The organism is Bacillus siamensis (genome assembly GCF_051628075.1).
Taxonomy (GTDB): domain Bacteria; phylum Bacillota; class Bacilli; order Bacillales; family Bacillaceae; genus Bacillus; species Bacillus siamensis.
Window position 1 is genome coordinate 3,356,654 of the sequence record NZ_CP155579.1, and the last position, 13,933, is coordinate 3,370,586.

12 protein-coding genes are annotated in these 13,933 nt (G+C 47.0%); 4 read left to right on the plus strand and 8 right to left on the minus strand.

The window, feature by feature from the left end; genetic code table 11:
• Positions 1-61: 61 nt before the first annotated feature.
• From ABDB98_RS16655 to ABDB98_RS16670, 4 genes are read right to left on the minus strand one after another with little or no spacing between them, the layout of a single operon-like run.
• Positions 62-421 carry a phage holin family protein gene (locus tag ABDB98_RS16655; RefSeq protein ID WP_014418984.1) on the minus strand — a complete coding sequence of 120 codons (360 nt, stop codon included), beginning with the start codon at positions 419-421 and terminating at the stop codon, positions 62-64.
• On the minus strand, positions 422-616 hold the full coding sequence (locus tag ABDB98_RS16660; RefSeq protein WP_003151448.1) for a PspC domain-containing protein: 195 nt from the start codon (positions 614-616) through the stop codon (positions 422-424). It lies immediately after the preceding gene.
• Positions 617-620: 4 nt separating this feature from the next.
• Positions 621-1,718, minus strand: a complete 1,098-nt coding sequence (locus ABDB98_RS16665) for a DUF4097 family beta strand repeat-containing protein (protein ID WP_328220950.1) — start codon at positions 1,716-1,718, stop codon at positions 621-623.
• Positions 1,719-1,742: 24 nt separating this feature from the next.
• Complete coding sequence (locus ABDB98_RS16670) at positions 1,743-2,069, minus strand: hypothetical protein (protein WP_016937800.1); 327 nt, start codon at positions 2,067-2,069, stop codon at positions 1,743-1,745.
• A 200-nt stretch (positions 2,070-2,269) separates the two neighbouring features.
• On the opposite strand from ABDB98_RS16670, the gene ABDB98_RS16675 reads away from it, so the two are divergent.
• Positions 2,270-2,509 carry a hypothetical protein gene (locus tag ABDB98_RS16675; RefSeq protein WP_016937799.1) on the plus strand — a complete coding sequence of 80 codons (240 nt, stop codon included), beginning with the start codon at positions 2,270-2,272 and terminating at the stop codon, positions 2,507-2,509.
• 45 nt (positions 2,510-2,554) lie between these two features.
• Here the strand turns inward: ABDB98_RS16675 and uvrA are convergent, their stop codons facing one another.
• The 3 genes from uvrA to ABDB98_RS16690 all read right to left on the minus strand — a co-directional run bounded on the left by uvrA (position 2,555) and on the right by ABDB98_RS16690 (position 7,832).
• Entirely contained in the window at positions 2,555-5,428 is a 2,874-nt protein-coding gene (uvrA, locus tag ABDB98_RS16680; RefSeq protein WP_049627485.1) for an excinuclease ABC subunit UvrA, read from the minus strand.
• 7 nt (positions 5,429-5,435) lie between these two features.
• Complete coding sequence (uvrB, locus tag ABDB98_RS16685; protein ID WP_438420729.1) at positions 5,436-7,421, minus strand: excinuclease ABC subunit UvrB; 1,986 nt, start codon at positions 7,419-7,421, stop codon at positions 5,436-5,438.
• A gap of 174 nt (positions 7,422-7,595) precedes the next feature.
• The gene (locus tag ABDB98_RS16690) at positions 7,596-7,832 is read right to left on the minus strand and encodes a CsbA family protein (protein ID WP_003151438.1); all 237 of its coding nucleotides are present in this window, start codon (positions 7,830-7,832) and stop codon (positions 7,596-7,598) included.
• Positions 7,833-8,130: 298 nt separating this feature from the next.
• Here ABDB98_RS16690 and ABDB98_RS16695 point away from each other — a divergent pair, with 298 nt between their 5' ends.
• From ABDB98_RS16695 to ABDB98_RS16705, 3 genes are all read left to right on the plus strand, one after another.
• Positions 8,131-10,632 carry a PEP/pyruvate-binding domain-containing protein gene (locus ABDB98_RS16695; RefSeq protein ID WP_438420731.1) on the plus strand — a complete coding sequence of 834 codons (2,502 nt, stop codon included), beginning with the start codon at positions 8,131-8,133 and terminating at the stop codon, positions 10,630-10,632.
• Positions 10,633-10,703: 71 nt separating this feature from the next.
• Positions 10,704-11,273 (plus strand): TetR/AcrR family transcriptional regulator, encoded by a 570-nt coding sequence (locus tag ABDB98_RS16700; RefSeq protein WP_438420732.1) that lies wholly within the window; start codon positions 10,704-10,706, stop codon positions 11,271-11,273.
• A 25-nt stretch (positions 11,274-11,298) separates the two neighbouring features.
• Complete coding sequence (locus tag ABDB98_RS16705) at positions 11,299-12,636, plus strand: MFS transporter (protein ID WP_438420733.1); 1,338 nt, start codon at positions 11,299-11,301, stop codon at positions 12,634-12,636.
• Positions 12,637-12,736: 100 nt separating this feature from the next.
• Here the strand turns inward: ABDB98_RS16705 and ABDB98_RS16710 are convergent, their stop codons facing one another.
• A complete protein-coding gene (locus ABDB98_RS16710; protein ID WP_438420734.1) occupies positions 12,737-13,804 on the minus strand; it encodes a DUF3810 domain-containing protein in 1,068 nt (355 codons plus the stop codon).
• Positions 13,805-13,933 lie beyond the last annotated feature (129 nt).

The following is a 13,933-nucleotide window of genomic DNA, read 5'->3' on the forward strand; positions in this document are numbered from 1 at the left end:
GGAGGCCTCCGCTTATGTAACCGCACATAAAAAAGCTGCCCTCTCGGGGACAGCTCTTTTTTTATCCTTTTCTAAGCGGCTCCAATATGCCTTTTTGAATCAGCAAGTGGAAAACGGAAAGCACGACGGATGCCCAAATGGCGGTGCCGAACCCGTCAATCTGAAAGCTGTCTCCCATTAAGGCAGCGGTCATCATTAACGTAATGGCGTTGATGACAAACAGAAAAAGGCCGAGGGTCACAACCGTGACAGGCAATGTCAATATGACGATGATCGGTTTGATCAGCACATTTAACACAGAAAGAATCACACTGGCGATGACAGCCGCTCCGATACTGCTGATATGGACGGAATCAAAATATCCCGCGATAACGATTAATAATAAAGCATTTACTAAAATGCTGACTGCCCATTTGATCATTTATTTCAAATCTCCTTCTAAAGGTACAACAAAACACCAGATAATATATACAATTGGCACGATTCCGCTCGTGACAAGCGCTAATACAACGGTTATGATGCGCAAAAGCGACGCATCCATGTTGATGTACTCCGCCAAACCGCCGACGACACCGGCGATTTTACGGTTTTTTTCTGAACGGTAAAGTCTTTTCATCCAATCACCTCTGAGTATGCTTGAGCTTAATGGCTCCTGTTAACGATTCTGAGAAAATCGAAAGATGCTGATCATGGCCTTGATTTGATTCCAGCATCAGTTCTTTTTGAATGGTATCATTCTTTTCCTTTAAAATCTCCGCATCAATCAGCTCGTGGCTGAGAGAACCGAGATTGCTTTTGAGCTCCGCTTTCACCGCCGAGTCATCAGGCAGGGCGATCTCCACATTTCCGGTCGTCGTTTTTGTGTAGATGGAGCGGCAGTGCGGCGCTGTCACGGTAAGGATGATATTGCCGTTAAAGCTTTGGACGTCAATAGATTCACTCGATCCGCGCAAATCAATCAAGCCGTTAATTGTTTCCGCTTCGATCGCGCCGCATTGATGGCCGGCCAGCTTGATTTGTCCGTTAGCCGTTTCCGCCGACGCTTTCTCAGCCGTCAGATGAGAGAATGACAGGACGCCGTTTGTCGTTTTCGCCGAGAATTCTTTTACATGTAAATGTTCCCCTCTGATCGGTCCGTTAAACAGTTTCACCCTTATCTTATCGTACTCTTTCTGAGGAACATAAAGCGTGACATTGGTTTTCATCGTTTTCTTTTCCGTGCGGACAAAAAACTTATTGCCCTTCATTTCGCACTCAATATGCTGGAGAAATGCGGTGCGCGCCGCCTCCTGACTGTCCGCCCGGTACACTTTCGCCTGGCACTCCGCTCTGACATCTTCATCCGCCCACGGTACGATATTGACGCTGCCGTTTGCAATCTGCATATCAATGGCTGAGAATTCACTGTCTTTAAATTGAAAAATATGCTGCACGTCGTGTGCGTGGCCGAAATTCAGATCCAGATCCGCTTCCTTCACTTTTTTGACAGCCGAATCAATCCAATCGAACAGCTTAGCACCGATCGACGGCTTTTGGCTTTCTTTTGTCCCGCTTTTGAAATCTTCCGCAGGTTCCTGGACCTCCGTTGATAATGCGGTGATCTGCTCTTCTTTTTCTTTATATTCATGATCCAGTTTTTCAATGAGCGTCAAAGCTTCCTGCGCCGTCAGCCTGCCTTCTTCCACAAGCTTTAAAATCCGTTCTTTCTCCTGTTTCATATAAAACTCCTCCCCCGACTTTTCTTACACCTGGCGTAATACCTTTATTCCCTGCACGATATTCCAAATGACCATTCCGATGAGGATCAGAAAGTAAACAGCTGCTCCTGCTATCATAACAAAAACCGGAACCATACTCTCCCCCTGAGCCGTAATTGCTCCTCCGACAACACCGGCGATCACAATCAGCAATCCCGCAAACGGAATGATGTGAGAAATCAGGGCGCGCATGGCATGCCTCTTCGTCTCTTTTTCATCGACGACGAAGTAAGCCACAATCGGAAGAATAAGAGGCGCGAAAAACACGCTGAAATAACAGATGGATGCGATGATCGCTTGGTTTCGATTCAATAAAAACACTCCCTGTGCGGTAATGTAAAAGACCCTTCATTATACATACGTATGACGAATGGGCGGGTTTCATTTTCATGCTAAAGGACATGCTTCGTTATACGTAATTTTTCATTTCAGAGATTTCACTATAGAATCTTTTCCCCTAACCGATTACAATATGTAACAAAGCCTGACCGTATGCAAGGAGGACATACCAAATGGAGAAAGATCCCGGAAACGACCAAGTAACGGAAGAAAGTCTGCGAAAATTGATTCGCGAACAGAAAAGAATGAACAGCGAAATGCTGGCTGAACTGGAACAGATCAAGGCGGCGCCTCTTCCCATTTCTCATGATATTCAATATATAAAAGTGCTGCTGGACAGCAGCAGCACTCATATTCTGCAGGATTTAATGCATTTAAGCAGACAGCTTCCCCAACAGAAGAAAAGCCTGTAGCACAACAGCCCAAAACCGATCGGTTTTGGGCTGTTGTTTTATCTGTTAAGTGGCTGCCGTTTCTTTTTCGGCCAGCAATGCTTTCATCCGTTTTTTATCACGTTCCATTACCGGTTTCAGATAGCGGCCCGTATATGATTCTTTCACTTCGACAATTTCTTCAGGCGTCCCGGAGGCTACGATCGTGCCGCCGCCCGCGCCGCCTTCAGGTCCGAGATCGACGATGTAGTCCGCCGTTTTAATGATATCGAGATTGTGTTCAATAACCAAAACGGTATCTCCGTTATCGACGAGTCTTTGAAGCACAACTAAAAGCCTTGCGATATCATCAACGTGGAGGCCTGTCGTCGGTTCGTCCAGAATATACAGCGTCCGGCCGGTGGAGCGCTTATGCAGTTCGGAAGCGAGCTTGACGCGCTGCGCTTCTCCGCCTGAGAGCGTCGTCGCAGGCTGGCCGAGCGTCACATACCCGAGTCCGACATCGGCAAGCGTTTGAAGCTTGCGTTTGATTTTCGGGATATTTTCAAAGAAAGACAGAGCATCTTCCACCGTCATATCCAGAACATCAGAAATGCTTTTTCCTTTGTATGTGACCTCAAGCGTTTCCCGGTTGTAACGTTTGCCGTGACACACTTCGCACGGGACGTACACGTCAGGAAGGAAATGCATCTCAATTTTGATGATGCCGTCGCCGCGGCAGGCTTCACAGCGCCCGCCTTTCACATTAAAGCTGAATCGGCCTTTTTTGTAGCCGCGCACCTTTGCTTCATTTGTCTGCGCGAACACATCGCGGATGTCATCAAACACACCCGTGTAAGTTGCCGGATTTGATCTCGGCGTCCGGCCGATCGGCGCCTGGTCGATATCGATCACCTTATCAAGATGGTCGAGGCCTTTGATCTCTTTATGGCTTCCCGGTTTCGCTTTGGCTTTATGAAGCTTTTGCGCAAGCGCCTTATGCAGAATTTCATTCACAAGCGTGCTTTTTCCGGAACCGGATACCCCTGTCACCGCCGTAAAAGTGCCGAGCGGGAATTTGGCATTCGCTTTTTTCAGGTTGTTTTCCGTAGCGCCTTTGATTTCAATGTATCGGCCGTCAGGTTTTCTTCTCTCAGGAGGCATCGGGATGAATTGAGCCCCTGACAAATAACGTCCGGTCAGAGAATCCGCATCATTCATCACTTCTTCAGGCGTGCCCGCCGATATGACGCGGCCGCCGTGAATGCCGGCGCCCGGTCCGATATCTATCAGATAATCGGCAGCCATCATCGTATCTTCATCATGCTCGACGACAATCAGTGTGTTGCCGAGATCTCTCATGTTTTTCAGCGCGCTGATCAGACGGTCATTGTCACGCTGGTGAAGACCGATGGACGGCTCATCAAGAATGTACAGGACGCCTGACAAACGGGAGCCGATCTGCGTCGCAAGCCTGATACGCTGGGCTTCGCCGCCTGACAGCGTACCCGCCGCCCGGCTCAGCGTCAGATAATCAAGACCGACTTTATCTAAGAAACTGAGCCGTTCCACAATTTCTCTTAAAATTAAATCTGCAATCTGCATATCTTTCTCAGACAGCGTCAGGTTTTTGAAAAATTCCAGCGCATCGCCGACGGAAAGTTCGGTAATGGTTCCGATGTGGCGTCCGTTGACCAAAACGGCCAGCGCTTCTTTCTTCAGCCGGTAGCCTTTGCAGGTCGGGCACGGCTTCTGTGACATATATTGCTCCATCTGTTCACGGATATAATCGGAGCTTGTCTCTTTATACCGCCTCTCAATATTGCGCAGCACGCCTTCAAATTCAATTTCATTCTCCCGCACTTGTCCGAAATCATTCTCGTATTTAAAGTAGATCCGTTCATTGCCGCTGCCGTACAGCACTTTATCAAGCTGATGCTTCGGCAGGTCTTTGACCGGAGTCTCCATATCAATGCCGTAATGGCGGCAGACCGCCTGAAGCAGCTGCGGATAATATTGGGAACTGATCGGCGTCCACGGTGCGATGGCGTGTTCTTTTAATGAGAGCTCGGGATTTGGAATGACGAGCTCCGGGTCCACTTCCAACTTCAAACCGAGACCGTCGCAAGTCGGACAAGCGCCGAACGGGCTGTTAAACGAAAACAGCCGGGGCTCAAGCTCTCCGATGGAAAAACCGCAAATCGGGCAGGCGTGATGCTCGCTGAACATCAGCTCTTCCTGGCCGATGACATCTATCATGACACGGCCTTCTCCTAAGCGGAGGGCGGTTTCCAGTGAGTCGGAAAGCCGGGCGGCAACGCCTTCCTTGACGACAATCCGGTCAATGACTACTTCAATGGAATGCTTTTTGTTTTTTTCAAGTTCAATATCGTCGGAAAGCTCGGCCATTTCTCCGTCAATCCGCACCCTTACATACCCTTGCTTTCTGATTTGGTCAAGGACCTTAACATGGGCGCCTTTTCTGCCTGAGACCATCGGCGCAAGCACTTGAAGCTTCGTCCGCTCAGGATATTCAAGAATCCGGTCAACCATCTGTTCAATCGTTTGCGACGTAATTTCGATGCCGTGCTCCGGACAGTGCGGCTTACCGACTCTCGCGTATAAGAGCCGGAGATAATCATAAATCTCCGTTACCGTTCCGACGGTTGACCGCGGATTGCGGCTTGTCGTTTTCTGGTCAATGCTGATGGCCGGAGAAAGCCCTTCGATCGCATCAACGTCCGGCTTATCCATCTGCCCTAAAAATTGGCGTGCATAGGCAGAAAGCGATTCAACATACCGTCTCTGTCCTTCCGCGTAAATGGTGTCAAAAGCAAGGGATGATTTTCCCGATCCGGACAGGCCCGTCACGACGACGAGCTGATCCCGCGGAATCGTTACATCAATGTTTTTTAAATTGTGCGCCCTTGCCCCTTTCACCTCGATCCGGTCAATTGCCATGTGTTCATCATCCTTCCGCTTTTAGCTCTAACAGTAAATCACGAAGCTCTGCCGCCCGCTCGAAATCAAGCGCTCTGGCCGCTTCTTTCATTTCATGCTCCATTTGCTCAACGACTTTCTGGCGTTCTTTCTTCGTCAGCTTCGTCAGCTTAGGCGCGGCTTTTGTTTTGTATTCTTCTTTATCCTCAGCGGCCTGCGTCGCGCGGATCACATCGCGGATTTCCTTATTGATCGTTTGCGGCGTAATGCCGTGGATTTCGTTAAAACGCTCCTGCTGTTCCCGGCGGCGCTTCGTTTCATTCATCGCGATTTCCATCGAATGCGTGATTTTATCGGCATACATGATGACCCGGCCTTCTGCGTTTCTCGCCGCCCGTCCGATCGTCTGAATCAGCGAACGCTCAGAACGGAGGAAGCCTTCTTTATCCGCATCCAGAATGGCGACAAGCGACACTTCCGGAATATCAAGACCTTCCCTCAGCAGGTTGATGCCGACCAGCACATCATATTTTCCGAGCCGGAGGTCACGGATGATTTCAATCCGTTCAAGCGTCTTAATCTCGGAATGCAGATAATTGACCTTGATGCCGATTTCTTTCAGATAATCGGTCAGATCCTCTGACATTTTTTTCGTTAATGTCGTTACGAGCACGCGCTCATTCCGTTCTATCCTCGCCTGAATCTCGCCGATCAGATCATCAATCTGTCCTTCAATCGGCCGGACGTCAATGAGAGGGTCGAGCAGTCCCGTCGGCCTGATGATCTGTTCGATCATTTCCGGCGTATGCTCAATCTCATACGGTCCCGGAGTAGCCGACACGTACACGATATTGTGCATATGTTTCTCAAATTCCTCGAATCGGAGCGGACGGTTGTCAAGCGCTGACGGCAGGCGGAACCCATGATCGACAAGCACCTGTTTTCTTGCCTGGTCACCGTTGAACATGCCGCGCACCTGCGGAATCGTCACGTGTGATTCATCAACGACGATCATAAAATCGTCCGGAAAATAATCAAGCAGCGTATACGGCGTAGAGCCCGGAGGACGGAGCGTCAAGTGTCTTGAATAGTTCTCAATGCCCGAACAGAAACCCATTTCTCGCATCATTTCAAGATCATATCTCGTCCGCTGCTCAAGCCGCTGCGCTTCAAGGAGCTTGCCGTTTTCGCGCATGACTTTCAAGCGCTCCTCAAGCTCCTGTTCAATGTTCAGAATCGCTTTTTCCATCTTTTCCGCCCGGGTGACGAAGTGGGAAGCCGGGAAAATCGCGACATGATCGCGGTCGCCGAGAATCTCTCCGGTCAAAGCGTCAACTTCTCTGATCCGCTCTATTTCGTCTCCGAAAAATTCCACTCTGATACAATGTTCGTCACGGGAAGCCGGGAAAATTTCCACAACGTCGCCGCGCACGCGGAACGTCCCCCGCTTAAAGTCGATATCATTGCGGGCATACTGGATATCCACTAGCTTTCTCAGCAGCTCGTTCCGCTCAATCTCCATTTCCGGTCTGAGCGACACGACCATCTCCCGGTATTCTTCAGGCGAACCGAGACCGTATATGCATGACACACTCGCAATGATAATGACATCTCTCCGTTCAAACAGAGAGGATGTCGCGGAGTGCCGCAGTTTATCAATTTCATCGTTAATGCTTGCGTCTTTCTCTATAAAAGTATCCGTTTGAGGCACATACGCCTCCGGCTGATAGTAATCGTAGTAGCTGACAAAATATTCGACAGCGTTGTTCGGAAAAAACTCCTTAAACTCGCTGTACAGCTGTCCGGCAAGGGTTTTGTTATGGGCAATGACCAGTGTCGGCTTATTGACTTCTTTAATCAGATTGGACACGGTAAAGGTTTTGCCCGTCCCTGTCGCACCCAGGAGAGTCTGGTGTTTTCTGCCTTCCTGTATGCCTTTGACAAGCTTCTCAATCGCTTGCGGCTGATCTCCCTGGGGCTGATATTTCGAGACTAACTCAAAACGATCTTTCACAAAAAAGCCTCCGTTTCTTTACGAAATCTTCCTATTGATATAGTAACACAATGACGGGCAAAATCACTAAAAATACGAACTAAAGTTCGATGGTTTATTTTTACCAAGTCAATTTTTGTATAAAAAACCTGCTTTTATGGCGTAAAAGCAGGCTTCCATTTCATATTCACCATGTCAGGCATTGTCTTTCTTTTTGTCTGCTTCTTTTTTGGCCATGTACAGCCCGCCGGCTACCAGTGATACGACATCCAATCCAACGATAAAATACGTTTCGGTGTAACCTTTTAAATAGGATGCGAAAAGCAGTGCGGCTGTGAGAGCGATCGCCACATAATGGTTAAAAGTGACCCGCGTAAAAAGGACGACCAGCATAAAAGGGAAACATAATGCAAAAACGGCTTTTGTAATCACAAAAACCCTCCTCGGGAATTCTTCATCTCATCTGATTATAGTAAAAAATGAAGAATCGGACAATCGTTCCCCTGCTATCACAATACCCTTTTTCAGCAGTCTTCAATCATCTGTCAGAAAAAATGTGAATGTAAATCTATTGAACCATTAATGAAATGAACCAAATTGCCTTTCTTCAGCCGAAAGGAGGAGAAGGATTAGGTCTTTGTGTCTTTGACAGTTTCTTCCTCTCTCTTTACAATGTAATGATAGTGTTTACTATCATTTTCTTGGATGAAGAAAAAGGGGGTTATACCGCATGTATTCAGTACGATTTCAAAAAGCGGAAGAATCGAGCCGCTCAGCAGGCGCAAAAGGAATGAACCTGATTAAACTGACGAAAAACGGCCTGCCCGTTCCCGATGGTTTTGTCATTCAGACAAATGCCCTGACGCGTTTTATGGAAGATAACCGGCTTCAGGCAGATGAGGAAGAGATGGAGCGCGCCATTTTAAACGGCACGTTTTCAAAAGAGCTCCGCGATGAGCTGATTGCCTCTTTTTATGAATTGAGAGAATCATACGCCTCTGTTGCCGTACGTTCCTCGTCTGCGTCCGAAGATCTTGAAGGCGCTTCTTTCGCGGGCCAGTACGAAACCTATTTAAATATCAAAACAGAAGAAGAGTTTCTCGGAAAAGTGAAAGAATGCTGGGCTTCCTTCTTTTCGGCGCGGGTCAGCGGTTATAAAGAGAAAATGAACAATGACACTGCAGAACCGCTAATGGGTGTTGTCGTCCAAGGACTGATCAATTCTGAGGTGTCAGGGGTCATTTTCAGCCGAAACCCCGTCACACATGATGACGGAGAACTGATGATCAGCGCGAGCTACGGTCTCGGAGAAGCAATCGTGTCCGGAAGTGTGACACCCGACACATTTATCGTCAATAAAGACACATTCCGGATTGACAAAGAAATCGGTTTAAAAGAAATGTATATCGTTTCTCAAAAGGAAGGCGTGACCGAAAAAGAAACGTCGGCTGACATGAGAAACCGCTTCTGCCTCGATGACGAGAGCATCAAAGAACTTGCCATGCTGACGATAAAGACGGAAGAACTGTACGGTTATCCCGTGGATCTCGAATTCGGATTTGCCGAAAATAAGCTGTATCTGCTTCAGGCCAGACCGATTACAACGATCGCGCAGGATCAGAAAGCGGCAGATGAAGAACGGGAATTTATTATGACGCCTCGGGACCAGAAAGATTTTTGGCTCAATATGGAGTCCAATATAGAAGGCCCCATCAGCCCGTTATTCGCCTCTCTCATTGTGCCTGCTTTAGAATACGGCCTCAAAGAAGGCACGAAGACATTCCCTGTGATGGGCATCGAGATTGAGCGTGTCAAGCTCCACCAGGGCCATGTTTTTTCCAGACAGCATAAGACCGACGACAACCTGCCCGCAGAACAGTCAGAAGCGCTTTTTCCCGTTTTGGCTGACCGCATGTATGATATTATTCATGAAACCTTTCTGCCTTTTTATCAAAAGCTGGACGGACTGGCGCATAAAAATCATACACCGGAGACTGCCCTTGAGGCGTTCCGAAACCTGCAAGAATTCTATTTAAAAGGATATGAAGAACATTTCAACATTGTCTTTCCGCAGATTGCGTTAAATATGACACTGGAATCCATGTACGGACAGGTTGAGAAAGAAAACGCCTCCCTTCTGTATGAAATGCTGGCCGGCGTCATGAATAAATCACTGGAAACCGACAGACAGCTCTGGCTGCTTTCCGGACAAGTAAAAGACAACCCTGAACTGCTGCGTGTCTTTACATCTTCCCAGGCCGGCGAGCTTCATCAGACGCTTCTGCAATCAGATGAAGGAAAACGCTTTCTTGAACAAGTCGGCGAATTCTTACAAGAATACGGCTGGAGATCAGTAAAAAGCCATGATCTGATCGAAGAAACGTGGGCGGAAAATCCTTATTTCGCTTTGGCTAACATTCAAAACTATGTCCGGAACGGCTACGATTTTGACAGTGAGTTTCATAAAACGATAGAAAAACGCAAACAGCTTTACGCCGCCTTCATGAATCGAATTGAAGATGACGGCTTCCGAGAGACGTTTGACCGTTATTATCAGTGGGCGTTATCTGCATCCGTCATCATAGATGATCACCATTTTTATATCGATGCGATGCTGGACGCCAAAGCGCGCCTTTGTCTCTTGAAAATCGGCGAGCTGCTGCAAAAACAAGGCGTGATCGATGACCGGGAGGATATGTGGTACTTATACAGCGATGAAGTCGAGAAAGCGCTGGTGACGCCTGTTCCGATGAAGGAAAAAACCGCTGAACGTAAACAGCTTTTCCAGCAATATCAGCTGCTTGAAGCGCCCGCTTATCTCGGCACACCGACGCCCGAACAGCTGAAAGCCGCTGAGCAGGTTACAGGCGCCATCACAGAAGATGAAAAAAACACTGAACATCATATTTACGGACTTGCAGCGTCAAGCGGAATCGCAAGCGGCCCGGTGAAAGTCATTCGTGACGCAAGTGATTTTTCCCGTTTTTCATCAGGAGATGTGCTTGTCTGCAAAATGACGACACCGCTTTGGACCAGTCTGTTTCAGGATGCAAAGGCCGTCATTACGGATACGGGCGGCATCCTCTCACATGCGGCGATCATCGCAAGGGAATACGGGCTTCCCGCTGTTCTCGGCACACGTGTCGCGACTGACAGGCTCAATGACGGAGATATCGTCTCGGTAGACGGCACAAACGGACAGATTACGATAGTCAAACGCGCTTCATGCTAGGTTTCCCTCTTTATTGACGGGCAGGGCGGGTGTATACTTGTCCTGCCAGTATTTACGCGAGGTGAAACAAGTTGAGAACGACGAACAAGAGAATTCTTGACGCTGCGATGAATCTTATCATTCAAAAAGGATACCGCGCCGCGACAACAAAAGAAATCGCAGAAAAAGCGAATGTAAGCGAAGCAACGATTTTTCGTAATTTTAAAAACAAACAAGGACTAATGAAAGCCATGATTGAGCAGCACACGCCGGTTCCGGAAAGCGTGATCACCAAGGCGGAAGGCAATCTGTATGAGGATCTTCTTCATTTCGCCACGACCCTTTTGCAGCGATTGGAACAAAAAAAAGAGGTGTTCCGCATCTGCCTGCGCGAACCGGAATTATTCGAAGACGTCCTGCAGGATATTGTCGTATATCCGCAATCCGTAAAAAAGGATTTAATCGTTTACTTTAAGGAACTGACAAAGAAGAATAGTATAAGCCCCGGCAGCGAAGAAGCTAATGCAGACGTCTTTATGACAATGATTTTCGGTTATTTTATGCACCGGCTGCAGCTGGGGAAAAGAGTCATCACTCTTTCTGAAGAAACGATGCTGAAACACAGCACTGAGATTTTTATTAAAGGAATTATCAGCCGGTAATGTCCGGCTCCTAGGAGGATGAAGGATGAGTTCAAAGAAAGAATGGGCGCTGATCGTTTCGCTTTTGCTGGGAGCCATACTCGTTCCTATCAATTCGACGATGATCGCAGTCGCTCTTTCATCCATTTCCCGCTCATTCAGCGAATCAATTGCCAGCATCACATGGGTCGTGACGGTGTATTTAATTGTGATGGCCGTGACACAGCCTATTGCCGGCAAGCTCGGTGATATGTACGGAAATAAAAAAATGTATTTATGGGGTGTCGGCCTTTTTCTGATCGCTTCATTGGGGTGCGCCCTCTCGCCAAGTCTTTTTTTATTGATTTTCTTCCGGGCGCTTCAGGCTGCCGGCGGCGCTTTGCTTACGCCAAACAGCATCGCCATCATCCGCCATGTCGTGTCCGAAAAACGGCTTCCGAAAGTATTTGGTTTTTTCGGCCTCGGTGCCGGGCTGGGCGCAGCTCTCGGTCCGTTTATCGGGTCACTTTTAATCGAGAGTTTCAGCTGGCATTCTATTTTTTGGGTCAACATTCCGTTTCTGGCGATCGCACTCGGGACGGCATTTATCATGTTTCCTAAATATAAAGAAGAAACCTCTGACGCGCCGCTTGATATCATCGGGTCCGTTCTGCTTGCCGGGAGCATTGTATCTATTATTCTTTTGACGAAAAATGAAAGCTCTTTGGGCTATTGGGTGTACGCGTTGCTCATTCTCGTATTTGTTCCGCTATTTTTCAGGCGGGAGCTGCGTACGAAACATCCGATTATTGATTTTGACCTGTTTAAAAACACAACCTTTACAAGCGCCAATCTGTCCGTTCTGTTAAGCAATTTAATGATGTATGCCGTGTTATTGATGATGCCGCTCTTTATGACCGGCCACTTCAGCATGAATACGTCGCACAGCGGTATGGCTCTTTCAGTCTTTTCCATTTTTATGTCCGCCAGCAACTGGGGCGGAGCTCAGCTGCATCACAAATGGGGCGCGCGAAGAATGATTTTTCTGTCCTTCGGGCTGATGGCCGGAGCCAATCTTTTATTTCTGCTTTTGGTTAATTCCCATTCCGTCCCGTTCCTTATAGCATCGCTTATTGTAGGGGGCATCGCGTCCGGTGCGGGGCTGACGAGCATGCAGGTGTCTTCTCTGGCGACGGTAGAACCGGGCATGTCCGGTATCGCATCCGGGATTTTTTCCACCTTCCGTTATTTCGGAAGCATTATTTCTTCAGCACTGATCGGTTTAATCTCCGGATTTCACATTCTGTTTATAATATTGATCGGCGTATCTGTGATCGGCTTGTTCGTATCGCTTGGAATTAAATCCGGCGAAACCGTTGATACGAAAAAAAGCCATTCGGCGTAAACAAAAAAAGGTTCCGTGAGCATCCGCTTTCCGGAACCTTTTCTAGTTTTCCTTCTTATTTTTCTCTCTCGAAGTGTCACCGCACTCCCCCGCTGTACATTTAATTGTACTTCTCTATCTCTCGCTGCTCTGCCAGCAACAAATTCACCATATCACTATAGCTATTCAAACCGTCTGTCTGATTATTTGCCTTCAGATATACATCATTTACATTTCTTGAAATGCTTGAAATAACACCCTCATACTTATCCCGGTACTGCTCATTTTGTTCTATATCATGCTGCACCGCCTTGGACAGACTGGACATTATATCAGACGCCTGATCCGGATCCACTTTCTTTAGCTCAGATATAGAATAATCAAATGCTAGAAAAAAACCACTGTAAAGTATCATTGGATCATCCTGCTGCTTACATGCCAGATATGCTATAAAATTAGCCTCATCCTCATGCATGAAACCACTCTGATGTGCCAATTCATGCGCCATAGTAGCAGGCACCAAGAAAACGGGCACATTAACATTGATATTGGATTCATAAGTAAAAGGGACAAAAATACCATGTATCCCTGCATGCGACATTAGTTTTGACATCACCACTGGTTTTGGTGTTGAATATGAATGCTCCAAAACAGGATATTTCTTTGATAACATTTGCATCGAGAACACTGCGTGTTGTGCATAATAATCAAAAACCTCTGGTACATGAGCCAAAAGATCAGTATCCGCTAACTTTTCCCTTGCCAATTCCATTTCAACGGCAAGTGACTTACTCAATTTAACCAGTTCTTCCTTGCTGTAGTTCTCTTCTTTATATTCGGTATGAGACAAAAAAGAATATCTGTAATAGTTTATTCCACCCAAAATAGTATAACAAAAATATATCACGCTACAGATCGTAACGATTCCTAGAGCACCACGATAAACTACCATCCTACGTACACCTTTACTCATGATAACCTTGCGCACATAATAAACGATATAAAATAGAAAAAGTAACACAACCAACACGACGAGCCATTCACTAACAGAAAACTTGACCCAAGAAGGTACAAATCCTACTATTTTTGACAATAACGGATATACAGACCTACTGTATTTTTCCGCCCAATCCTGATGGTTCTGCGCGTATTTTGTCAGTATGTAAGCTATAACTCCAAGTGAAATCAACGGTAATCTCTTAAGTAAAAGCTTTTTTATAATGTACTCCCCCTATCCAACATAACCATTATAATCAGAATTCTTAATATATATCCTGCTAAAGATTCATCTTCTAAAGGTTTTGGAGTTAGCAATAAC

Coding starts and splice junctions, on each gene's coding strand:
- ABDB98_RS16655 (WP_014418984.1), bottom strand. CDS start 421: ATGATCAAATGGGCAGTCAGCATTTTAGTAAATGCTTTATTATTAATC.
- ABDB98_RS16660 (WP_003151448.1), bottom strand. CDS start 616: ATGAAAAGACTTTACCGTTCAGAAAAAAACCGTAAAATCGCCGGTGTC.
- ABDB98_RS16665 (WP_328220950.1), bottom strand. CDS start 1,718: ATGAAACAGGAGAAAGAACGGATTTTAAAGCTTGTGGAAGAAGGCAGG.
- ABDB98_RS16675 (WP_016937799.1), top strand. CDS start 2,270: ATGGAGAAAGATCCCGGAAACGACCAAGTAACGGAAGAAAGTCTGCGA.
- uvrA (WP_049627485.1), bottom strand. CDS start 5,428: ATGGCAATTGACCGGATCGAGGTGAAAGGGGCAAGGGCGCACAATTTA.
- ABDB98_RS16695 (WP_438420731.1), top strand. CDS start 8,131: ATGTATTCAGTACGATTTCAAAAAGCGGAAGAATCGAGCCGCTCAGCA.
- ABDB98_RS16705 (WP_438420733.1), top strand. CDS start 11,299: ATGAGTTCAAAGAAAGAATGGGCGCTGATCGTTTCGCTTTTGCTGGGA.